At 63.4% G+C, this 22,510-nt stretch carries 17 protein-coding genes and 1 other RNA gene; 13 read left to right on the top strand and 5 right to left on the bottom strand.

Annotated elements, in window-relative coordinates:
* Positions 1-550 precede the first annotated feature (550 nt).
* Positions 551-1,585: an acyltransferase family protein gene (locus ACWF5H_RS17675; RefSeq protein ID WP_452038489.1), complete on the bottom strand. Its 1,035-nt coding sequence runs from the start codon at positions 1,583-1,585 to the stop codon at positions 551-553.
* Positions 1,586-1,905: 320 nt separating this feature from the next.
* Positions 1,906-2,298: RNase P RNA component class A (gene rnpB / locus ACWF5H_RS17670), an RNA gene on the bottom strand.
* 130 nt (positions 2,299-2,428) lie between these two features.
* On the opposite strand from rnpB, the gene ACWF5H_RS17665 reads away from it, so the two are divergent.
* The gene (locus ACWF5H_RS17665) at positions 2,429-3,193 is read left to right on the top strand and encodes a YaaA family protein (protein ID WP_452038487.1); all 765 of its coding nucleotides are present in this window, start codon (positions 2,429-2,431) and stop codon (positions 3,191-3,193) included.
* A 185-nt stretch (positions 3,194-3,378) separates the two neighbouring features.
* Here ACWF5H_RS17665 and ACWF5H_RS17660 read toward each other — a convergent pair whose 3' ends face one another.
* Positions 3,379-4,977: a methyltransferase domain-containing protein gene (locus ACWF5H_RS17660; RefSeq protein ID WP_452038486.1), complete on the bottom strand. Its 1,599-nt coding sequence runs from the start codon at positions 4,975-4,977 to the stop codon at positions 3,379-3,381.
* Between the two features lie 366 nt (positions 4,978-5,343).
* On the opposite strand from ACWF5H_RS17660, the gene ACWF5H_RS17655 reads away from it, so the two are divergent.
* The 3 genes from ACWF5H_RS17655 to ACWF5H_RS17645 all read left to right on the top strand — a co-directional run bounded on the left by ACWF5H_RS17655 (position 5,344) and on the right by ACWF5H_RS17645 (position 10,062).
* Positions 5,344-7,155, top strand: a complete 1,812-nt coding sequence (locus ACWF5H_RS17655) for a hypothetical protein (protein WP_452038484.1) — start codon at positions 5,344-5,346, stop codon at positions 7,153-7,155.
* Between the two features lie 10 nt (positions 7,156-7,165).
* The gene (locus tag ACWF5H_RS17650) at positions 7,166-8,932 is read left to right on the top strand and encodes an accessory Sec system protein Asp2 (protein ID WP_452038483.1); all 1,767 of its coding nucleotides are present in this window, start codon (positions 7,166-7,168) and stop codon (positions 8,930-8,932) included.
* A gap of 122 nt (positions 8,933-9,054) precedes the next feature.
* Positions 9,055-10,062 (top strand): hypothetical protein, encoded by a 1,008-nt coding sequence (locus ACWF5H_RS17645; RefSeq protein WP_452038482.1) that lies wholly within the window; start codon positions 9,055-9,057, stop codon positions 10,060-10,062.
* 38 nt (positions 10,063-10,100) lie between these two features.
* Here the strand turns inward: ACWF5H_RS17645 and ACWF5H_RS17640 are convergent, their stop codons facing one another.
* Positions 10,101-10,841, bottom strand: a complete 741-nt coding sequence (locus ACWF5H_RS17640; protein ID WP_452038481.1) for a zinc ribbon domain-containing protein — start codon at positions 10,839-10,841, stop codon at positions 10,101-10,103.
* A 74-nt stretch (positions 10,842-10,915) separates the two neighbouring features.
* Positions 10,916-11,926, bottom strand: coding sequence for a Nif3-like dinuclear metal center hexameric protein (locus ACWF5H_RS17635; RefSeq protein WP_452038480.1), 1,011 nt, complete (start codon positions 11,924-11,926; stop codon positions 10,916-10,918).
* A gap of 101 nt (positions 11,927-12,027) precedes the next feature.
* Here ACWF5H_RS17635 and msrA point away from each other — a divergent pair, with 101 nt between their 5' ends.
* The 9 genes from msrA to ACWF5H_RS17590 all read left to right on the top strand — a co-directional run bounded on the left by msrA (position 12,028) and on the right by ACWF5H_RS17590 (position 22,489).
* Complete coding sequence (msrA, locus tag ACWF5H_RS17630; protein WP_452038478.1) at positions 12,028-12,552, top strand: peptide-methionine (S)-S-oxide reductase MsrA; 525 nt, start codon at positions 12,028-12,030, stop codon at positions 12,550-12,552.
* Between the two features lie 88 nt (positions 12,553-12,640).
* Positions 12,641-13,576 carry a cysteine synthase A gene (cysK, locus tag ACWF5H_RS17625; RefSeq protein WP_452038477.1) on the top strand — a complete coding sequence of 312 codons (936 nt, stop codon included), beginning with the start codon at positions 12,641-12,643 and terminating at the stop codon, positions 13,574-13,576.
* Between the two features lie 79 nt (positions 13,577-13,655).
* Positions 13,656-14,243 carry a serine O-acetyltransferase EpsC gene (gene epsC / locus ACWF5H_RS17620; protein WP_136786967.1) on the top strand — a complete coding sequence of 196 codons (588 nt, stop codon included), beginning with the start codon at positions 13,656-13,658 and terminating at the stop codon, positions 14,241-14,243.
* Between the two features lie 46 nt (positions 14,244-14,289).
* Positions 14,290-15,273, top strand: a complete 984-nt coding sequence (locus tag ACWF5H_RS17615) for a diaminopimelate dehydrogenase (RefSeq protein ID WP_452038476.1) — start codon at positions 14,290-14,292, stop codon at positions 15,271-15,273.
* A gap of 150 nt (positions 15,274-15,423) precedes the next feature.
* Positions 15,424-16,332: a sunset domain-containing protein gene (locus tag ACWF5H_RS17610; RefSeq protein WP_452038475.1), complete on the top strand. Its 909-nt coding sequence runs from the start codon at positions 15,424-15,426 to the stop codon at positions 16,330-16,332.
* 330 nt (positions 16,333-16,662) lie between these two features.
* Complete coding sequence (locus tag ACWF5H_RS17605) at positions 16,663-18,021, top strand: hypothetical protein (protein ID WP_452038474.1); 1,359 nt, start codon at positions 16,663-16,665, stop codon at positions 18,019-18,021.
* A 271-nt stretch (positions 18,022-18,292) separates the two neighbouring features.
* A complete protein-coding gene (locus ACWF5H_RS17600; RefSeq protein ID WP_452038473.1) occupies positions 18,293-20,758 on the top strand; it encodes a S8 family serine peptidase in 2,466 nt (821 codons plus the stop codon).
* Between the two features lie 350 nt (positions 20,759-21,108).
* Positions 21,109-21,714: a DUF1326 domain-containing protein gene (locus ACWF5H_RS17595; RefSeq protein WP_452038471.1), complete on the top strand. Its 606-nt coding sequence runs from the start codon at positions 21,109-21,111 to the stop codon at positions 21,712-21,714.
* A 1-nt stretch (position 21,715) separates the two neighbouring features.
* On the top strand, positions 21,716-22,489 hold the full coding sequence (locus tag ACWF5H_RS17590; protein WP_452038470.1) for a DUF2182 domain-containing protein: 774 nt from the start codon (positions 21,716-21,718) through the stop codon (positions 22,487-22,489).
* The last annotated feature ends 21 nt before the right edge of the window (positions 22,490-22,510 follow it).

Below are 22,510 nucleotides of genomic sequence, written 5' to 3'. Positions count from 1 at the left end.
TTTGGGCGGACGGCGTAACTGGGTCGGAAGCGACAGCCGGCAGAGCAGAGGACAGCAGGGCGGTCAGCACGGCAGATGTCAGGCCGACGCGCAGCATGGGGCGCAAAATAGAGGGCGAAGGGCGATACATTATTCCCCCGAGGAAAGAGAGATGCTGGTGGTGGAACCAGCGGAGACTGTATCCGCCACTGTCGTCCTCGGCGTGCGGAATGTTAGACACGTCGCTGGCACCATCGCGTCCTGCCACCGCTGAGCGGCGGATCTGGACCGACCAACTTTGGGGATACCTGCTGCTGCGGAGGACTGCGAGACTGTGCGGTAGCGGACCCTGCCACGGCCCCAACCCTGCGGCGGTGTTCGGCAGTCGAAGCGGCCCCGCCGGACTCCCCAACCTGGCGGGGCTGCTTCCTTGGGGTAACTTCTGCCCAGCCGGATTCTGGATGGTGGCGCAAGGAGTGGACTGGCTGACCTATGCGCCTGGTTCTGGCGATGCGATCTCCTGACCTGCGAACGCCCCTACGCTGCAAGTTTCAGGCCAGGATCTACAAAGTCAGTCCCGTGCCGTGCCTGCAAGTACCTTGGTCGGCACTGGGCCGCGGAACCAGCCCGGCGCCTCATACACGTAGCGCAGGAACGGCCCACGCAAAACAACCATGAACCCGAGTGAGAGGCAAACAGCACCAAGTGCAACCAACGGCGGAAGGAGCAGCCGCGTGCCGACCGAAAGATCCCCTGCAAGGCTCAGCAATGTTGTTAGGAACGCAATGACGACGACGTGCGCAACATATATGGGCAACGTGTTGCGCCCCAGATATTCAAGAACAGCGCCGCCGGGCAGCGAAACCACATACGCCGCAAGCATGAACCCAAAGGCAACGGCCACGACGCGGACCAGAAATGCGGATGGACCGGACCGACTCAGATCGAAGAAGGCAAGCGCCGCCGCCCCGGCAATGAACAGCGCCCCGATCAGCACCGCCCGCTTCCAATTCCGCTTCTGAACCCACTCGAAGGCAAGCTCACGCAGATAACAGCCGGCCAGGAAGAAGAAGAAATACTTGCCCATGCCGTTCCAACTGATGTTCCAGGACGACATGGACAGGAACTGAACGGATATGACGGCTGATACCAGCAACTGGATGCGGTAGTCGACCCTTCCCTGCATCAGCTTGGCAGCGATGAAAAAGAACAGCAGCGCGTGGATAAACCACAACCCCGACGTCGGAAGCAGTGGGGCGGTCAGCAGCCTGGTGAGGTCTGTTTCCTGCGGCCTGGCTTCCATGGGAAGGACTGTGAAATAGAGGAACCTAATGACTGACCAGAGCAGGAACACCCATGCCAAGAGGCTCAACCTGCTGGACCAAAGGACCTTCCACGGACGGCTTATGACCGATGCTGCAAAAAGGCCGGAGGCGGCGAAGAACAGCGGCATCCGAAATACCTGGAGGGTTCTGTTCACCTGCACCCAGGGTCCCGCGATGAGATCCATCTGGCCCAGCAAGATGACGGAGTGATGCAGCGCCACCAGCAGTATTGCCATTCCTTTGGCTGCATCCACCCATTGCACGCGCGATGATACCGCCATGTATTCCTTCTAAGCTGAAGCATTTGAACATCCTGGAGGCGCTACTTGACAGGTGGCTTCACGTGCCCGTCAAGTGCGTCCGTACCAAGGCCGGGGCGCTGGCATCGAGCCCGGCTTCAGGTTAAAGGCTAGTTCAAGACTTGGGCGGCTAAGACCAGCGACACCATGGCCTTAAACACTTCAGCGGAGCCCTTGCCGAATTCGAACCAGCGACCAAGGATTCCCACGTGTTCCCGGCTTAGCTCTGGCCAGTGGTTTGACTATCGACGCCGACAAATCCGCCCGACAGGCCCCTCGCCCAGTAAATGCAAGGGAAGAGTGGGACGGGTTGGCCTATGAGCCGGGTTCTGTCACCTGCGGCAGTTGCCCGCCGCCGGGTGGCGATCATCCATCTAGGAGCACCGTTGCCGGTGCCCTCAAGCGGCCTACCCGGACACTCGGGCGAGCAGCCCTCGATCGTGCCCTGTCTGGCCTTGCTCCGGGTGGGGTTTACCTAGCCGCCCCGGTCGCCCGGCGCGCTGGTGGTCTCTTACACCGCCGTTTCACCCTTACCAGGTGCTGCACGAGGCAGCCCTGGCGGTCTATTTTCTGTGGCACTTGCCTGCGGGTTTCCCCGAGTGGGCGTTACCCACCACCCTGCCCTGCGGAGCCCGGACTTTCCTCGGCAGACGAATCTTCGCAGACCCGTCCGACGCGATCGCCCAGCCAACCCGTCCCGCTTTCAGGATACGGCCTGCTCCCCCGCCGCCAGTAATCTGCCTCGCTTCAGGCGGTTTCCCAGCATGACGACGGCGGTGCTCCCGCCTTTCGTGCGGAGGTGCGCTCCGACGGTAGGCTGCTACGGTGCTGATTCTGCTTCCGCCTTCCGAAGGAAAGACCGCTGCCGCCAAGGGACATCCCTTCGAACTGCAGGACTTGCAGTTCCCGGAGCTGAATCCTGCCCGGGAGGAAGTATTGGCGGCCCTCGCCCACATCAGCCAGAGTCCGGATGCTTTAGCGCAACTGGGCGTCGGCGCATCGTTGGCTGCCGAAGTGGAGCGCAATACCCGACTGCACGACGAACCTTCCGCCCCGGCTCACACGGTCTACTCCGGCGTGCTGTACGACGCCCTGGGCTACCGGACGATGACCGCCACGCAGAAGCGCAAGGCCGACGCCGCCGTCGTCGTGATTTCAGCGCTCTGGGGTGCTATCGGTTTCGCGGACAGCATTCCGGCCTACCGGCTGTCCATGTCCGTGGGGCTGCCGGAAACCGGGAAGCTGGCCTCGTACTGGAAGAAGCGGCTGCCTGAAGCCTTGGATGCCCACGCCGAGGGGCACCTGCTGGTGGACTGCCGCTCCAGCACTTACGCCGCGGCGTGGACGCCGGAGCCTGCCCGCACCGTTGTGGTCAACGTGTTCCAGGAACGCAACGGCAAGCGCACGGTGGTCTCCCACTTTGCCAAGCACACCCGCGGCGAGCTGGCCCGGCATCTGCTGACCCGCCGAGGCAAGGCGCCCGAGACGCCGGCCGCGCTGCTGAAGGTGGCACAGGAGGTCTGGCAGGCGGAACTAGTGGACGGCACGGCCCGCAAGGCGCACGCGCTGAACATCATTCTGGCCGAGTAGATCTCCACGCGGGCCCAGCGGCCCTTGGTCGATCACCGGAATACTTGCCCAGCGGCCCATGGTCGATCACCGGGATACTTGCCCGGCGGCCCTTCGTCGGCCAACGGGTTACTAGCCCGTCGGACCTTGGTCGATCGCTGAAGGGCGGCTGCCGACCGATCGGTAGGATGTGCCAACCTTCAGCTTTACTTCTTGCGGGCCAGAATCCTTATGACTTCCGGATCTTCCCGCTCGAACTTTGCCAAACCAGTTCCTGAAGCCTGCTCGACGATCTCAAAACCTCGCTCTTGGAGCTGCTGGAGGGTCTCCGCCGGAGGAACGAACCGGCGGAAGGAACGGAATCTGGCCTTCTTGCGAGTGGCGTCCAGGTCGGTTCGATGCTCAAGCGCAACCAGGTCGCCTGTCTCAGCTGCAGAACCGAGCTGTTCGAAGAAGATTCGGTCTTGTTTCGCCGTAAGGCCGTTGAGGAAAAACCTCGCATAAAAAAGAGCGTTGCCGGTCCCGGGCACTTCCCCGCGGAGCGCTGCAAGTCGACCGGCTTCCAAGAGGTCCGTTTCGACAACGTGGATGTCTGAATGCTTAGCGACGTGTTTCTTCGCCGCTTCAACAGCGTAAGTACTGACGTCCACAGCCGCGACCGGATACCCAGCCTGGGCAAAAAACGAGGAGTCCCTGCCATTCCCGCAGCCGAGATCGATGACGAAAGCCACGCCATCCGTTCGGGTGCAGACCCACTGGGCGAACTCGGATGGAGTGACATCGGCTTCGTGGGCGTAGAAGTCATCCATCGCGAGCCGGGTCCGGTCGGTGTAGCTCAACAGCGCCTGAGGATCTCGTCGCCGTCGGGCATCCTTCCATTTGAAGTCCGGGTTGGGGATCCGCCAATCATCACCGTAAACGTGGGCAACCACCCGGTCAGGACGATTTGGGACAGTTACCGGATGGCCGCTCAGGGTTGATTCCTGCACGGGGAGGAAGTCCTCGGCGGGTACCTCTTCCACGCCGACCGTTCCAAAGGGGAAGCCGACGAATCCGTTTGGCTTTCGAAACAGATGAGCAATATCCACCATGTCCCGGGAACCCTCGCGGTCACGGACAGCGATGCAAGATGCTTTAGGCGTCACCTGGTATCCGGCGGCGATGAGGGCCCTGCCCACTTCCACGAATTCCCTTTGGGCTTCCTCCGCATTCGCCGCCTGGCTCAAATAGCCGCAGTCCATGTCCTTGTCGTGAGGGATGAACCCGTTTTCACGCACGTATCCCAATAAAGTACCGCTGTAGAGGAACGCCTCGCTGCCCGTGACTCCTTTGATCACTTTGGCCACTTCCCCGTACAGGCTGAGCACACCATCCTGCCAAGCTGTGTCCTGATCTTTAGGGAGGAACGCGATCTTGCCTTCCCTGTCGAAGGCTTCTCCCCGCGCGAACCTGCGTTTGAGGGCGTCAAGGCTTTCCCTACCATTGCGCAGGGGCGGGTGGGACGTTCCGCCCGAAGGCATTCGCAATGCCTTGTCGCCATATTGAACAGATAGGGCGTCGGTCCTCTGCGCGAACCGCCAGAGATCGTTAACGCCGAACTCGAACGTTCCATAACCGTTGCCGTCCATCTGCACCGGGGCAGTCATCACTGGGACGTCATTGATGTAAAGCGTGACGCGCTCGTTCGAGGTCTGCTGACTGCCCGTGCGAACCGTGCCGCCAATGCCGTCGATGGCGAATCGCGTCACCTCTCCAACGCCCGGGCGGAACAGCTGACGATACAACTTCTTGGCGCTCTGAATCACCGGACGAGTATACGTCAGTGGGCCAGCCGTTCATCTCGATCAGGTGCCTTAAGGAACGTAGATCCAGTTGGTCCGCGCGCTAGTCGCTTCACTGATCCGCTGGGTCCTGTTCCGGGCGAGTAGATCTCCACGCGGGCCTAGCGGCCCTTGGTCGATCACCGGGATACTTGCCTGGCGGCCCTTGGTCGATCACCGGGATACTTGCCTGGCGGCCCTTGGTCGATCACCGGATTACTTGGCTGGCGGCCCTTGGTCGATCACCGGATTACTTGGCTGGCGGCACCCTGTGTTTGCCTGGCGTTCACCAAGGCCACGTAGCTTCGGTGCGTCCGAGTACTTGATGCATTGATTGGGGCGTTGGGGCACATGTCCGAGCAAGAACTAGATTTTGTCCACAGCGGCGTGCTGGTGCAGTTCAAGCGGCGCGCTGCGAAGCTGGACCGGCGCCACCTGATCGTCATGTTTGCGGGCGTCGGGCGGATGGACAGCTACGAGTTTGACGGCAGGGCTTCCAGCGACAGCCAGGCGCACTGGCTCTGGATCAAGGACAAGTTCGACGGGCAGCACGCGTATTACCTGTGCCGGAATATGGACTTCTCCATTGAGCAGGCGGTGGTCGCGCTGATTGATGCAGAGTTGGGGCGGCTGGGGCTGAGCCGAAAGGAATGCACACTGGCGGGTTTTTCCAAGGGCGGGTTCGCTGCGCTGTATCTGGGCACCAAGTACAACTTCGGCAATATCCTGGCCAGCGCCCCGCAGATCTTCGCAGGCACACATACCCGCGGGAACCGGCCCAAGATCTTCGCGCATCTAACCGGCGGCGGAGGGCAGGCCGAACTCGAGGCGCTGGACCGGCTACTGCCTGACGCGGTGGAAGCTGATGAACAGACGGAGAAGAACATCTACCTGTTCAGCTCCCCGCGGGACCAGTTTCATGAGGCGCAGATACTTCCAGCGCTGCCGATGTTCGCGAAGTACCCGAACTTTAACTACATCGAGACAGATTCGGACCTGGTCAACGAGCACACGGATGTGACCCGCTACAACGTGCCGCTGATCCTGGCCACGCTCTACGCGCTCGCAGAAAACGTGGCGCCGCGCTACGGCACGGTGCGCAACGGCAACGGGATCGAACCACAACTGGGCAGCGAGGTGCTGTCACGGCAGCGGGAGACCGGTGAAGCCGTCGCCAATCTCACCGGCGTGCGGCTGGCCGGCTCGGTATTCTTCCCGGAGGGCGTGGGGTTCCTGCGCGGTCACGCCACCGAGGAGTGGGCGGACTTGACCAGCACGCTGGTACTCACCGCGGAAGCTTCCCGACGCCAGTTCTCGCTGGGTGCAAACGAGGACGCGGGCATCTCCTTCCGGTACTTCCAGCAGGCCTACTGCAATTACCGGCTGGCCCGGTTTTCCTCGCCCAAGCACCAGGGCATCGATCTGGCCGGCCTGCCGGCGGGTACGTACCAGGCACGGCTGCGGCTGGCCGTGCCCGGCCGGGACGCCGAGCTGCCGCTGGCCTCGGGCACACCGCTGAGCACCGAATCGCAGCGGGACGGGCGGCTGTACCGTTTTCGCACCCGGTCGGGCGGCGCCGTGCTGGATGTGCGGCCGATCCTCGGCACAGCACCCCAGGAGTCGTACTTCCGGCTGCGCACTAGCTGGGCACGCGGGCAGCGCGTGCATCTGGACGGGGACTTCGCCGTCCGCGGCGTGGAAATCCCCGACAGCAAAGCCGCCCACTACTACCTGGTGCTGCACGGGCAGGCCGGCACGCACGCCTTCGCGCTGGCCGCCGGCGGCTTCCGCGGGGACGCAAACGTCTTCGGCGACGCGCTGAGCGACTACTCCGGCGCGCACTTCGGCACCCGCAAGGGCACCGGCGTGGACATCTCCGCGCTACCACCGGGAACCTACCGTGCGTCCGTCAGTCTCAGCTGCGCCGGCGGACTCCACACCCTCCCCACCGGCAAAACCGTGCAGATCCGGACCGCCGACACCGGCCCCACCGCCGCCATGCGCGACACCGCACCCGGACCGGCGTCGTTCCGGAGGAGGTTCGTCCGCTTGGCGCCGTCGGTGCTCCGGCGCCGGATCAAACGCCGGCTGGCCCTGCGGTACCTTCGGCTCCGCACTCCGCGGTCGGCAGCTGTTTCCCCGGCGTTCACCCGGTCGCAGTAGCTTCGCAGGCATGCCCCAACGTGAACAGGACTTTCTGCACAACGGCGTCCTGGTGGAATACAAGACGCGCGAAGCCAAGCAGGACCGGCGCCACCTGATCGTCATGTTCACCGGGCTCCGGCCGCGGGACACCTACGACTTCGACGGCCAGTCCACGCAGGAGAACCAGGCCAACTGGCTGTGGATCAAGGACAAGTTCGGGCCGCAGCCCGCGTACACGCTGTGCCGAGACATGGACTTCGCTGTCGAACATGCAGTGATCGCGCTGATCGACGCGGAGCTGCAGCGGCTGGGCCTGAGCCGGAACGAATGCACGCTCGCGGGAATCTCCAAGGGAGGTTTCCCCGCGCTGTACTACGGGATCAAGTACAACTTCGGCAATATCGTCGCCTGCGCCCCGCAGGTCTACGTCGGCACGCACACCCGGCGGACCCGACCCAAGACCTTTGCGCACATGACCGGGGGCGGCGGGGACCGGGAGCAGGAAGTGCTCGACGCGCTGATTCCGGACGCCGTTGCCGCGGACCAGGACACGAACAAGAACATCTACCTCTTCAGCTCCCTGCAGGATCAGTCCCACGCCGCGCAGGCCGGCCGGGCGCTGCCGCTGTTCGCCAAGTACCCGAACTTCAACTACATCGAGACGGACTCGGACCTGGTGTGGGACCACGCCGGGGAAATCCGCTACAACCTGCCGCTGATGCTCTCCATCATGGCCGCAGTCGCCGACAACACCCCGCCGCGGTTCGGTACGGTGCGCAACGGCAACCGGATGCCGTCCCAGTCGCGCAGCGAGGTGCTGGCGCGTCAGCGGGAGGCCGGCGCCGCCGTCGCCAATCTCACCGGCGCGCGGCTGTCCGGCTCGGTGTTCTTCCCGGAGGGCGTGGGCTTCCTGCGCGGGCACGCCCTCAAGAGCCGCTCCCCGCTGGCCACCACACTTGTCCTCTCCGGCGACGGGATCCGGCAGGAGCACGAGCTGGCCGGAGCCAGCGATCCGGCGATCTCCTTCAGGTACTACGAGGAAGCCGCCTGCGACTACAAACAGGCGAAATTCACGTCCCCGGACAGGCGCGGCATCGAGCTGGCCGGGCTGGCAGAGGGATCGTACGAGCTGCGGCTGCGGCTGGCCGTGCCCGGCCGGGACGCCGAGCTGCCGCTGGCCTCGGGCACACCGCTGAGCGCCGAATCGCAGCGGGACGGGCGGCTGTACCGCTTCCGCGCCCGGCCCGGCGGCGCCGTGCTGGATGTGCGGCCCGTCCTCGGCACCGCACCACCCCAGGAGGCCTACTTCCGGCTGCGCACCAGCTGGGCCCGCGGGCAGCGCGTGCACCTGGACGGGGACTTCGCCGTCCGCGGCGTGGAAATCCCCGACAGCAAAGCCGCCCACTACTACCTGGTGCTGCACGGGCCGGCCGGCACCCACGCCTTCGCGCTGGCCGCCGGCGGCTTCCGCGCGGCCGCAAACGTCTTCGGCGACGCGCTGAGCGACTACTCCGGCGCACACTTCGGTACCCGCAAAGGCACCGGCGTGGACATCTCGGCACTGCCGCCGGGAACCTACCATGCGTCCGTCAGCCTCAGCTGCGCCGGCGGACTCTACACCCTCCCCACCGGCAAAACCGTACAAATCCGGACCGCCGGCACCGGCACCACCGCCGCCATGCACGACACCACTCCCCTGCGGCGCCGAGGCTGGGGGTCGGTTCAGCCGAGGGAACTGCAGCGGAGGATCAGGCGCAAGGTCAGACGCCGACTGTCCCGACTAGTGGTGCGCTGACCAGCCCCACCTGCACCTTTATCCGTATGGTCTCTAAGGCTTATATTGGGCGTGCGCTCGAAGGCGCCATTCATCGGTGACCGGGGGCATTGCAACTGCTGGCGTGACCGTAGGGAGACACAGTGTCCTCGATTCAGCGCCCCGTCCGGCGCCGAGCCGTTCTGGGCCTGGTACTGGCCGCGGTCCCCTGTGCAGTGGCGGCCGACCTCTCCGGCCATTCTGCGGCGCCAATGACGGCCGGCCCGGCCGTCCCTGCCCGCCCCGGCCGCCCCGCCCGCCCCGGCGCGCCGGAGATGGCCTGCTGGGGTTCCTCTACCGCTGCAGGAATGTCCCCGGATCTGGCGCTCCTAGCCTCTGCGTACGGGATGACGTACTTCAATGGGGGCGCCGGCGGTCAGACCGCTGAACAGATCCTCGCCCGGCTCGGGTCCCGGCCGGCGCGCGTTGACGCCGGCGTCATCCCGGCCTCCGGCGCCGTCCTCCTGTCCTCACCGTCGATGAGCGCCAAGGATGCCGCATCGTTCAGCGCTCCGGGCGCCCTAGCCGGCATCCCGGGGAAACTTTCCAAGGCCCACGGCGCACAACCTGGCTACAGCTTCCGCCGCAGCCAGCCCGGCAATCGCATGCGGATCCATGCCGGAACCCCGTTTATCTCCGCCGAGGGCAACGAGTTCAGGGCCGGCATCAGCCACCTGAGCATTGGGAAGAACAACCTCACCGGCAAACACCATGCAACGACCGACCCGGACACCATTATCGAGTGGACCCAGACGGCTGACGAGTGGCTTTCAGCCGCCGGCGGACACGTGCTCGTCTGGGGGCACTTCGTCAATACCGGAACGCACGCATCGTCGCCCGTGCGACGGCGCATCGACCGCGTGAATGATGCCCTGGCAGCGCAATACGGTCCGCGGTACGTGGATCTGGACCGACTGCTGACACACCGAGGTGTTTGGGAGATGGCCGGCGTCCGGCCGACACCGGAGGACCTGATGGAACAGGCGCGGGGCAACAAGCCGCCCAGTCTCTCCAGCAACCGTGCGCACCTGAATACCGCGGGGTATGCGGTCCTGCACCACGTGATCGAGGGCAAGCTCGACAACCTGGGCTGGCTTCCGCCAAGCCGATAGATGCCGTCTCCGGGCGGCACCCGACCCGAAAATGCGGGCTAGCTGTTCCACTCCTCCGAGCGGATGAGGATGCAGCCGGAGTCCGGGCAAAAGACGATGTCGTCGGCGGCGGCCTTGCGGATGTCGGAAAGATCGCCAGCGCTCAGCTGCATGCCGGAGCCTTCGGACTTGCCGTGGAACAGGCGGGCGGCACCGATGCCGCGGTGGGCCAGGGTCTTTTCGTAGACGGCCAGCAGTGCTGGTTCAAAGCTGCCGGCCAGTTCCTTCCGGTCCGCGGACACCGCGCCGCGTTCGCTTTCGATCCCGGCGAGTTCATCGTCGCGGGTACGTTCCAAGCCGGACAATTCCTCGCGCAGCTGGTCGTTGGACTGCTGGTGCTCGGTGTGGCGGGTCCGAAGCGTCTCCAGCCGCTCCATGACTTCCAGCTCCACGTCTTCCAGGTCGCTGCGGCGCTTGTTCAGCGAGACCAGTTCGTGCTGCAGCGCAGTGAGGTCCTTGGGGGTACCCGATCCGCTGTCCAGCCGCTTCTGGTCGCGTTCGATCCGCGATTGGACCGTCTCCACGTCCGCTTCGGCGCGCTTCAGTTCACGCTCGGTGTCCGCGATCTCGGTGTTCAGGGCGACCAGTGACGAGTCGGCAGCGGACAGCTTCTCCACCAGCGCATCGATCTCGGCGTTCTTGGCAGTGGCTGCAGCGCGGCGGCTCAGTTGAGTGAGCTTGCCATCGAGTGCCTGCAGGTCGAGCAACCTCAGTTGCTCGGAAGCCGGTGCCTTCGCCATGTACGTCCTTTCAACACGCTGCGGAACCATTGCGATTCAGCTTCGTCCTAGCCTACCGTCCGGACGCGGCGCTGCTAGCCCGGCGTGAGAACGAAATCCCAAGGGTCGGTGTTGGTGACGCTGACCTTGACCTCCACCGTGTAACCCTGGTCGGTCAGGACGTTGTCCAGCGCAGCAGACGCGGGCGTCAGCCAGAGCCATTCGCTGCCAAAATGCGAGACATCAATAAGGTACGGCCGGCCGTCCACCGTTCCTTCGCGCGCCTCGGAGGCGGGATGATGGCGCAGATCTGCCGTGACATAGACATCCGCCCGAGACGCCCGGACCTGGTCGAACAGCGAGTCGCCTGCGCCGCCGCAGACGGCCACGCTGCGGATGATCCCGTTCCGGTCGCCGGCCACCTTCACTCCCCCGGCAACGGCCGGCAGGATGCTGAAGACCTGCTCGGCGAATTCGCCCAGGGTCCTGGCTTCGGCCAGCTCCCCCACCCGTCCGATGCCTTCTTCGGGCAGGCCGTTGTCGGCCGGAGACAGCGGCCGCACGTCCTGCAGGCCCAGGGCATCGGCCAGCACGTCGGAGACTCCGCCCACGGCGCTGTCCCCGTTGGTATGGACGGTGACCAAGGCGCAGCCGTTCTCGATCAGCCGGTGCACGGCGTCGCCCTTGAAGCTGGAGGTTGCCACCGAGTTGACTGGCTTCAGCAGCAGCGGGTGGTGCGTGAGCAGCAGGTCGGCGCCCCATTCGATGGCTTCGGTGATCACGTCGGCCGTGGGATCCACGGCGAACATGATCTTCCGTACGTCGGCCGAGGGGCGTCCGACGACGGGGCCTACGGCGTCCCACTGCTCGGCCAGCGATTCGGGCCACAGTTCCTCGATGGCCAGCAGTACGTCGCCAAGGACCGGCGTCTTCGGCTGTGCTTCGTCCGTTGCGGCGGCGTCCGTGTCCGCGGGGTTTTCAGCTCCCGCTGGGGATGTGGTTCCTTCCGAGGCTTCGGTGCCCGCTGGGCTGTCTGTTCCCGCTGAAGTTGTGGATCCCGCGGGGGCTTCGGTGTCCCCGGTGCGGAGCAGTTCGTCGTCGACCATAGGTCCTTTTCTACCCCATCCGTCGCGGGCCCGCCCACACGCCCTCAGCATAAGACTGGCGCCCCGGGAACATTCGAGGAGCCCATGACATTGTTTAACCCATGAAGACTTTTGTGCTTGGCGGTGGCTGCTTCTGGTGCCTGGACGCGGTCTACAACATGACCCGTGGCGTGACGGAGGTGGTCTCCGGCTATACCGGCGGGGCTGTGAAGGACCCGTCCTATGAGGCGGTCTGCTCCGGAACCACCGGACATGCCGAGGTTGTTGCCGTCACGTTCGACGAGACGGTGGTGCCGGAGGAGGTCATCCTGGGCATGTTCTTCGCCTCGCACGACCCCACCACGCTGAACCGGCAGGGATACGACGTCGGCACGCAGTACCGCTCGTCGATGTTCTACACCGACGACGAGCAGAAACAGACCTTCGTTTCGGCGATCGAACGCGCGCAGGCCGACTGGCACGACCCGATCGTGACCGAGGTGGTCCGGCTGCCGGAGTTCTACCCGGCGGAGGAATACCACCAGAACTTCTATGCCAAGCATCCGCAGGTGGGTTACTGCCAGGTGATCATCAATCCCAAGCTGGCCAAAGCCCGTAAATATTACGCCGAATGGCTCATCGCATAGCAGGCCGATCAGCGCGCTGACTAGGCTGAAAGAAGTTTTGTTACTCCCATCTCTGTAGCGGCCTCCGGGCCAGAAGGCAGGAACACACATGGCACCGATTTACGACGACGTCACCCAGGTTGTGGGACGCACCCCGCTGGTGCGCCTGAACCGGCTCACCGAAGGCCTGCCGGCCCAGGTTGCCGTGAAGCTGGAGTTCTACAATCCGGCCAACTCGGTGAAGGACCGGATCGGTGTGGCCATTGTTAACGCCGCCGAAAAGGCCGGCGCCCTGAAGCCGGGCGGCACCATCGTGGAGGGCACGTCCGGCAACACCGGCATCGCGCTGGCCATGGTGGGCGCGGCCCGCGGCTACAAGGTCATCCTGACCATGCCGGAGACCATGTCCACCGAACGCCGCGTGATGCTGCGCGCCTTCGGTGCCGAGATCGTGCTGACCCCCGGCTCCGAGGGCATGCGCGGGGCCGTGGAGAAGGCCAAGGAGATCGTGGCCAACACCGAGAACTCCATCTGGGCGCAGCAGTTCGCCAACGAGGCCAACCCGCTGATCCACCGCACCACCACCGGCGAGGAAATCTGGGCCGACACCGACGGCAAGGTGGACATCCTGGTGGCCGGCATCGGCACCGGCGGCACCATCACCGGCGCGGGCGGCCTGCTCAAGGAGCGCAAGCCCGGCGTCCAGATCATCGCCGTCGAGCCGGAAGACTCCGCCATCCTCACCGGCGGCAACCCCGGTCCGCACAAGATCCAGGGCCTGGGCGCCAACTTCATTCCGGAGGTGCTGGACACCAGCGTCTACGACGAAGTGCTGGATGCCCCGACGTCGGCCTCGGTCGCCGTCGCGCGCGATCTGGGCATCAAGGAAGGCATCCTCGGCGGCATCTCCTCCGGTGCTGCCGTCTGGGCCGCGCTGGAAGTAGCCAAGCGGCCGGAGAACGCCGGTAAGCTGATCGTGGCCGTGGTGCCCGACTTCGGTGAGCGCTACATCTCCACGCTCCTCTACGACGACATCCGCGGCTAACCAGCTTCCCTGCGCCGTGCGGGCGGCGGCCGACCAGTTTCGGGCCCGCCCGCGGCGCAATGTCGATCAGAAAGAGCACATGGGTTTCCTAGCGCGACTGCGTGAAGACCTCGAGGCCGCCCGGTCGCACGACCCGGCGGCCCGGGGCCGCGTGGAGAATTTCCTGGCCTACTCCGGATTGCACGCCATCTGGATCCACCGGCTGACCCACAAAATGTGGGCCAACCCATCGCTGCGGCTGCCCGCCCGGCTGATCTCGCAGGCCGGCCGTTTCCTGACCGGCATTGAGATCCACCCCGGTGCGACCATCGGCCGCCGGTTCTTCATTGACCACGGCATGGGCGTGGTGATCGGCGAGACCGCGGAGATCGGCGAGGACGTGATGATCTACCACGGCGTCACCCTCGGCGGCCGCTCGCTGGCCAAGGTCAAACGCCATCCCACCATCGGCGACCGCGTGGTGATCGGCGCCGGCGCCAAGGTGCTGGGCCCCGTGGTCATCGGTGCGGACAGCGCGATCGGGGCCAACGCCGTGGTGGTCAAGGACGCGCCACCGGAATCCATCATCACCGGCATTCCGGCCACCTTCCGGCACCGGGACCCGCAGCGCGAGACCAAGCCTGCCGTGGATCCGGCCGAATACATCGATCCGGCGATGTGGATCTAACACCCACTGCCTGACAAACCGTTGAACCTGACGAGAGGACAGACCTTTGGGTGAATCGATTCGAATCGGCATTGCCGGCTACGGAAACCTGGGCCGCGGCGTGGAGGCCGCGGTGGCCAAGAATCCCGATATGCAGCTGGTGGGGGTCTTCTCCCGGCGGAATCCCGCGGATGTGGCCACGCTGCGCGCCGAGACCGCCGTGCACACCATGGACGAACTCGCTGCGAACGAGGACCGGATCGACGTGCTGATCCTGTGCGGCGGCTCCAAGGAGGACCTCCCGCAGCAAGGACCCGTCATGGCTGCCCGCTTCAACACGGTGGACAGCTTCGACACGCATGCCCGCATCCCGGAGTACTTCGAGACCGTCGACGCCCCGGCCCGCGCGGCCCGGAAGACTGCGCTGATTTCGGCCGGCTGGGACCCCGGCATGTTTTCCATCAACCGGGTCTACGGCGAAGCCCTGCTGCCCGACGGCGACACCTACACGTTCTGGGGCCGCGGCCTCAGCCAAGGCCACTCCGATGCCATTCGCCGGGTGCCGGGTGTGGCCGCCGGCGTCCAGTACACGCTGCCGTCGGAAGCAGCCATCGAGCAGGTCCGCAACGGCAGCCGCCCGCAGCTGGAAACTCGACAGAAGCACACCCGCGAATGCTTCGTGGTACTGGCCGACGGCGCAGACCCCGCCGCGGTCCGCGAGGCCATCGTGACCATGCCGCACTACTTCGACCAGTACGACACCGAGGTCCACTTCATCACCGAAGAACTGGCCCGCGACCACAGCGCCATGCCGCACGGCGGCATGACCATCCGCAGCGGCAACACCAGCACCGCACACGCCCAGGTCATCGAATACGGACTCACGTTGGAGAGCAACCCGGAATTCACCGCAAGCGTCCTGGTGGCCTACGCCCGAGCAGTTCACCGGCTGAACCAGCAGGGCCAATTCGGCGCCGTCACCGTCTTCGACGTCCCGCCGGGCCTGCTCTCCCCCAAGTCCGCTGCTCAACTGCGCACCGAACTGCTGTAGTTCCTTCACGGTCTGACGGCTGTCCGGCCATGACCGAATTCTGTCGATTATGTCCTCAGCTCAGCGGCACACGCACCACTGGAGTCATTCGTCATACGATAACCCCGTCAAACTATTAACCGGGCCAGTTGCCCGGGAAAGTTGGGGAAATTGAAACTCGCATCATTTATGCGGGGTATGGCGGTCTCAGCGGCCGCAGCCTCGCTCCTCTTTGGTTCGGTCACGGCTGCCCACGCAGCACCGCTGCCAGCCACAACACCCGTATCTGAAACACCAGTCGACGAAACGGTTCCGACTCCTGCACCCGAGACGAGCCTGGCGATCATGAAGATCGTAAGCCCGGTGGCGCCCGTCAACGGAACGGCAACCGTGAAGCCAGCGGTCTCCACAACCGGCTGGGTCACCGTCACCTCCAAGGTCGTGACGGTCAAGCAGGGCAACAAGACGGTGGTCAAGAACAAGACCAAGGCGAAGCTCAATGCCGGCACTTACTCGGTGAAGACCACCGTAAAGTACAAGAAATATGCGGTGGAGGACGGCACCCGCGTCTACGCCTCTTCCAAGAGCACCACCAAGACTCAAAAACTGGTCGTTCGCAACGCCGTTGCATTGAAGTCGATCGCGGGCAAGAAGGTTCCCTACAACGGCAAGGCGACTATCAAGCCGAACGTTTCTGCTGCTGAGGGCGTGAAAGTCGTGGCCAAGACTCTGACGGTCAAGCTGGGCAACAAGACGGTGGCGAAGAACAAGAAGTCGGCTTCGCTGAGAGCCGGCAAGTATCGAGTCACGACATCAGTGAAGTACCGTCTGCCGTCGTCCACCTCCACCCGCACTGCGACGAAGACCCAGTGGCTGACCATCAAGTCCGGCAAGAAGCCCAGCAGCGTATCCGGTACGGGCAGTTGGAATTGCCCGGCGGGCTACCCGATCAAGGGCAACGCCAACTCAATGATCTACCACGTCCCCGGCGGCGGTTTCTACAATCGGACTAAGCCTGAAGAGTGCTTCGCTAGTCAGGGCGCAGCAATCAATGCCGGCTACCGCCCTTCTAAGCGCTAGTTAGAAATTCAGGGACGCAGTTTTCGCCGGCTGGCCCCGGGACAACCGATCAGGTTGCTCCGGGGCCACCTTTATCCCAGACTGTTTCGAACTTTCGAACTCCCGCCCGCCAAAGTCCTTTCATCGGTTTACTGCTAGCCTCGCGGTCAATTGGTGGAGGCCCGAGTAACCGATGCAGGCGCGAGTCCGCATCCGACCCGCATGTCGGTCTTGTAGACACCATTGTCGTCAATGACGCAATGGTGGGTACTATTCAGGTAACTCGCAATTCATGGCGGGGACCTCGCACTCTCATCAGCTCATTCGTTCATTCTCGTTGGGGGAATATTCTTGAAAAAAGCTATTCAGCGCGCCGTCACATTCTTGACGGCCGCGCTTCTCATCGCAGCGCCGATTGCTATCGCCCCAGCTAACGCGAGCCCAATCACACGCAGCGTCAGCTCAACGGTCGCAGCCACTGCGACAGTCAGTAAAGCAAAAATCACGACTAACCCGAAGTCTGCGACCGTTGCTAAGGGCAAAACTCACAGCTTCAAAGTCAAAGCAACCGGTAGCAAGCTCAAATATCAGTGGCAAGCCAAGAAGCCCAAGTCCCGTAAATGGGTCAAGGCGACGGGCTCTTCTGCGAAAACCAAAACTCTCAAAGTGAAGGCCGTGACGAGCCTCAATGGGGCACAGTACCGCGTCATCATCTCAAATTCACGCGGAAAGACTACTTCCAAGAGCGCCAAACTCAGCGTTGTCGCCGCACCTAAGATCACAACTCAGCCCGCGAGCCTGACCGCGGCTGCAACATCGAAGGTAGCGCTTTCGGTCAAAGCCAGCGGCGGGTCCATGTCCTACCAGTGGCAGCGTAAGGCCGGATCTACATGGGCGAATATTTCCAAAGCCACCAGGTCGACCTATTCTTTCGCTGCTCCCACAACGCAGTCTGCAATCGAATATCGGGTCATTGCCAGTAATAAGGCCGGAAAAGCCACATCTCAGACCGCGCGGGTCTTCACTGTCGTCAAACCAGCAGTTAAGATCCCGACTTCTGTCGTAACCACGGCCGGCAGATCCGTCACCATCAAGAGTCAAGCGACCGGAGGATCCCTGTCCTACCTGTGGGAACGAGAGGTCGAAGGAGCTGACGGCAGGGTCAACTGGACGAGAATTTCGGGAGTAACTGGCCCGAACTACAGCTTTACCGCACGGTCTAAGAACGAATTAGACACATACCGTGTCACAGTTACGAACAAGGCTGGAAAGGCCACCTCAGCAGAAGCGGTGTTGTATGTATATTCAACGAAACAAGACCCTTTCGCTATTGACCAAACATTCGTGACTTCTGACTGGATGGCAAAGTTTTATGGGCCACGTGCCTATCCCAGTGACACCGAGACAGGAAAAGTGGACCTCTATGTAAGACTGGCCTTGGCTAACCTCAGCGAGTATGTGGCCGACCCAGCTGACTCTATCGTCGTGGACTACGTCGGACGCCACGGAGGAATCTACGACGAGTCCTGGTATACCGTGGTGGATTCCTACCGCGACATCGGGCCTCTGCTTCCCGCAGACATTGATGTTAAATCCTCTATCGGCTACGGAGTCGTGTTTGCTGATGTCCCAGCCGATGAAGTCAAGGGTGGAGTCTGGCGCATCCGAGATTACGAGGATGGATCAGTCGAATATGTCAAAGGGTTCTAAGGACTAATCGTCACCGATGCTGTGGAGAACCATACGTGACGTAGATCCACTGCAACCGAATCGGTCCAACACAACTCGCCGGAAATGGGTCGTTGCCCTCTAGGAACAGCCCATTTCCGGCTGGTGGCCCACTTTAGCGGCAGGTCGCGCCTGAACCGACCGCGGGCCTGCATCCAGCGCAGCGATAGTCCAATTACCCCGCCCGAGTTCTCATCTCGCGATGGACAGCTCCTAATAACTGGGCAATTTCACCAACCTCCTGAGGATTGATATGTCGGGGATGTTCCGCAGGTCCGTACCAGCCTGTGTCGTTATGGCCTCAACGATTTTGTTCGTATCTGGCTCGGTGCTTCCCATTCCTGCCGCCGCCTGCGCGGCGGACCATCATCCCGAACTACCGAATGGACCCACGCTTCAATCGGATCCTCCAGAGCGGGGCGGCGACCGATTTGTCGTCAAGTTCCGGGACCCCGCCAAGGCCACTGACACCGTGCGCGACATCTATAGCGAAGCTGCTGCAGACGCCGACGTGGGAATTGAGGAACTGCGCACAACGGCAGACGGGGCCAGAGTCATCGAGTCCGATCGGGAACTCACTGCCGCGGACGCCAACGAATTCGTCGACGCCTTGGCTAGCCACCCGGATGTTGAGTACGCGGAGCAGGATGTCCTGATGTACCCGGCATACAGTCCCAACGATAGGCACTACAAGCAACAATGGTCATTCGCTAACAGCAATGCCGGTCTGGCCTTCCCCGAAACGTGGCTCACCACCACCGGCGAGGGGTCCGTAGTTGCTGTGATCGACACTGGACTGACCCAGCACAGCGATCTCGAAGCTAATGTTTTGCCCGGCGCCGATCTGATCTCCGACCCCGATATATCGCGGGACGGCGACGGGCGCGATCAGGATCCGATGGACAATGGCGACTGGTGCGACGAAATCGGTTCCGACTCTTCGTGGCACGGGACCCATGTGGCAGGCATCATCGCTGCCGTCGCAGGCAATGGTCGAGGAGTTGCGGGTGCGGCCCATGGTGCGAAAGTTGTTCCTGTCCGCGTGCTGGGCGCTTGCGGGGGCTGGATGTCTGACATCGCAGACGCCGTCATCTGGGCGGCTGGCGGAGACGTGGAAGACACAATTCGCAATCCGAATCCCGCCGACGTTATCAATATGAGCCTTGGCGGCAGCGATGCTTGCAGCCCCAGCATGCAGCACGCCATCGATTTTGCGGTTGGTGAGGGAAGCACTGTTGTGGTCGCGGCCGGCAACGAAGCCAAGCCCGCCGAAAACTCCTCCCCTGCCAACTGCAGCAACGTCATTACCGTAGCCGCCTCTGGCCCGACCGGTGACCGCGCCCACTATTCCAACTTCGGAGCCGCCGTCGACGTAACGGCTCCGGGTGGAGACATGCGGTTTCGCACCGGCGGCATCCTATCGACTGTGGACACCGGCACTACGGTCCCCGTGGGAGAGGGATACGCCAGCATGCAGGGCACCTCGATGGCTGCACCGCACGTGGCCAGTGTTGCGGCCCTGCTGAAGTCAGCCGACCCATTCCTATCCCCCGCACAGATCGAGGCTGTCATCAAGAACTCGGCGCGTCCAATCGCCGGCTGCTCTCGCGGCTGCGGCACGGGACTCGTGAGTGCACTGGCGGCCGTCGATTCCGTTCTGCCAAAGCTAATCACCGGCACTCCCTTCATCGTCGGAACAGGCGCGATCGGCAGCTCACTCTCCGTCAACGCAGGCGCGTGGTCCCCCCAACCCGTCCTATTCTCCTACCAGTGGCTCCGCGACGGATCGTCCATTACTGGGGCAACAGGCCCTACCTACCGGCTGACCTCAGCCGACACCGGTTCAAAGGTTTCAGTCCTCGTGACAGGCACCAAGAGCGGTTACGCGACCAGTGTCCGCCGATCTGCGGCCATTTCAGCCGGTGTTCTAGCCACCGCCGCTCCAGAAATTACTGGTCACGCCAAGGTCGGCAATGTGCTCATGGCCGCGACAACCCGACTTTGGACCACGGGCACTGCCCTGACATATCAGTGGTTACGCGACGGCTCCGTCATCCCAATGGCCACCGGTACCAATTACGTCCTCACTGCGGCTGACTACGGAAGGGCCGTCAAAGTCCGGATGACCGGAGCGAAGAGCGGATACGAGACCGCAATCCGAGATTCGCCAGCCGTCCGAGTTACTGCCGGCGTCCTCGCCACCGCCACTCCTAAGATCACGGGTACCGCTAAGGTCGGAAAGAAGCTGACGGCCAAGGCCGGCACCTGGACAACCGGTACCAAGCTGAAACACCAGTGGTACCGCTCCGGCAAAGCCATCAAGGGCGCCACGTCCAAAACTTATGTTCTTTTGTCCGCCGACCGCGCCGAACGGATCACGGTAAAGGTCACCGGCATGAAAGCCGGATACGCAACCTCAGTGAAAGCCTCGTCCAAGACAGGCAAAGTCACCGCCGGGACCTTGAAATCTGTAAAACCGAAGATCTTCGGCACAGCCGAGGTAGGAAAGAAGCTGACCGCCAAAACGGGTACATGGACATCCGGCACCAAACTGAAGTATCAGTGGTACCGATCCGGAAAAGCTATCAAGGGCGCCATGTCCAAGACCTACTTGGTCACCCGTGCCGATCGCGGTGACCGGATCAGCGTGAAAGTAACCGGTACCAAATCCGGATACACCACTGCCGCTATATGGTCGTCCAAAACTCGGAGCATCTGACCTCGGTCAACGAAAATGAGTGCCGATATATGGTGCTTCAGATGGCCTCAACGAACCTGGAGAGCGAGTTCGGCGCAGTTATCGTTTTCGGTGCCCTCGCCGGGCCTGCCCTCCCTCAATTCGGCGGCCGAGCTGGGCGCCCTTCCAGTCCTCCGGCCGGACCTTGCAGCGAATCCGGCCGGCGGCTAACCCGGCCTTCCGGACCGTAGCGAGAGATGAAGGCGGCGGTGGATCCGGCGGCGTACATCGACCCGGCAACGTGGGATCTGACCGCCGTTACAGAGCTTATTGACCGGCATTTTGCCGCAGAGGACAATCAAGGGTGGGTGCCTCTTTGAAGGGAGCCTCAAATGTCCTGGCACATTGAAGGTACATACTTCGAAAACTGCAACTGCGACATGATCTGCCCGTGCAGCACTTCGGGCCTGACCGCACCGGCCGATAACGAACGCTGCATGGTGGCGCTGGCGTTCCACGTCGCATCCGGCGAGGTGGAAGGCGTGGACGTTGGCGGGCTGAATGTCTGCATCGTGGCTGATGCCCCGGCGCTGATGGGCGACGGCGGCTGGAAAGTCGGCATGCTGATGGACGCCGCCGCCTCTCCCGAGCAGGCCGAGGCGCTCGGAGCCGTGTTCGGCGGCCAACGCGGCGGACCCATGGAGGGACTGGCTCCGCTGATCGGTGAGATGGCCGGGATGCAGGCCGTCGACATCAGCTACAGCGACGACGGCCACCGGCACCAAGTCACGGCCGGCGGCGGAGTGGACATAACAGCCGAGGACTTCGTTTCGCGGCTGGATTCCACCGGACAAGGTGTGAAGGTCAGCGGCATCGGCTTCCCGGCGGACACACTGGCCGCGGGCACGGCAACCGCCTCGCGCGTCGACGTATTCGGGATGACCTGGGACAACGTGGGCAAGAACTCTTTCTCCGCCCCCTTTGCCTGGTCCGCCTAGGATGCCCGGGCGCGTCTTTCCTGCCGTACGCTTCCGTCCGGGTCTGCTCGCCCTCATTGGCTGCGCCCTGCTGGCCTGGTACTTCACGGTGCAACTGGCCGCCGGAATGCCGCCCGGCCCCGGCGCCATGGGGTTGGGGCTGGCCGGTTTCCTCGCTGGCTGGGCGCTGATGATGACCGCGATGATGTTGCCGTCACTGGCACCGCTGCTATCGGCCTACCTGCGGTCCATCCGTGCCGAGCGCAGCAGCCGGACCCGGGTCATGCGGACTACCGCGCTGGTGGTCGGATACCTGCTCACCTGGACCGGTTTCGGCATCGTGGCCTATGCCGCGTCGGTTCTCGGGGCCCGACTGGCCGCCGATGCCCCGGTCGCCGCTGCCTGGATCGGCGCTGGGCTGCTGGCGGCAGCGGGCATCTACCAATTGACGCCGCTGAAGAATTTTTGCCTCCGACACTGCCGGTCGCCAATGGCCTTCCTGCTGCACGTTTCCAGCTACCGGGGTGCGTTCCGCGATTTACGCGTAGGCCTGTACCACGGGCTGTACTGCGTGGGCTGCTGCTGGGGGCTGATGCTGGTTCTTATCACTGTGGGCGTCATGAACCTAGCCTGGATGGCCGCCATTGCTGCCGCCGTCCTGCTGGAAAAGACCTGGCGCCACGGAATCGCGTTCAGCCGCGCGATCGGCGCCGCACTGATTGTCTTCGCCTGTTTCGTGCCGGCCAATCCGTGGCTATTGCCTGGGCTGTACATGGCCCCGGACATGATGATGTAGCCCGCGCGAGAGGTGCCCGGG

This window comes from Arthrobacter sp. NPDC055138 (genome assembly GCF_053607305.1).
The sequence above is the reverse complement of the archived record's forward strand: the minus strand, read 5'-3'. Positions and strand labels throughout refer to the sequence as shown.

What these genes read in the sequence shown, in the direction of transcription:
- ACWF5H_RS17600 (WP_452038473.1), top strand. Translation starts at nt 18,293, where the DNA reads ATGTCGGGGATGTTCCGCAGGTCCGTACCAGCCTGTGTCGTTATGGCC.
- ACWF5H_RS17595 (WP_452038471.1), top strand. Translation starts at nt 21,109, where the DNA reads ATGTCCTGGCACATTGAAGGTACATACTTCGAAAACTGCAACTGCGAC.
- ACWF5H_RS17650 (WP_452038483.1), top strand. Translation starts at nt 7,166, where the DNA reads ATGCCCCAACGTGAACAGGACTTTCTGCACAACGGCGTCCTGGTGGAA.
- msrA (WP_452038478.1), top strand. Translation starts at nt 12,028, where the DNA reads ATGAAGACTTTTGTGCTTGGCGGTGGCTGCTTCTGGTGCCTGGACGCG.
- ACWF5H_RS17640 (WP_452038481.1), bottom strand. Translation starts at nt 10,841, where the DNA reads ATGGCGAAGGCACCGGCTTCCGAGCAACTGAGGTTGCTCGACCTGCAG.
- epsC (WP_136786967.1), top strand. Translation starts at nt 13,656, where the DNA reads ATGGGTTTCCTAGCGCGACTGCGTGAAGACCTCGAGGCCGCCCGGTCG.
- ACWF5H_RS17655 (WP_452038484.1), top strand. Translation starts at nt 5,344, where the DNA reads ATGTCCGAGCAAGAACTAGATTTTGTCCACAGCGGCGTGCTGGTGCAG.
- ACWF5H_RS17635 (WP_452038480.1), bottom strand. Translation starts at nt 11,926, where the DNA reads ATGGTCGACGACGAACTGCTCCGCACCGGGGACACCGAAGCCCCCGCG.
- ACWF5H_RS17675 (WP_452038489.1), bottom strand. Translation starts at nt 1,585, where the DNA reads ATGGCGGTATCATCGCGCGTGCAATGGGTGGATGCAGCCAAAGGAATG.
- cysK (WP_452038477.1), top strand. Translation starts at nt 12,641, where the DNA reads ATGGCACCGATTTACGACGACGTCACCCAGGTTGTGGGACGCACCCCG.
- ACWF5H_RS17590 (WP_452038470.1), top strand. Translation starts at nt 21,716, where the DNA reads ATGCCCGGGCGCGTCTTTCCTGCCGTACGCTTCCGTCCGGGTCTGCTC.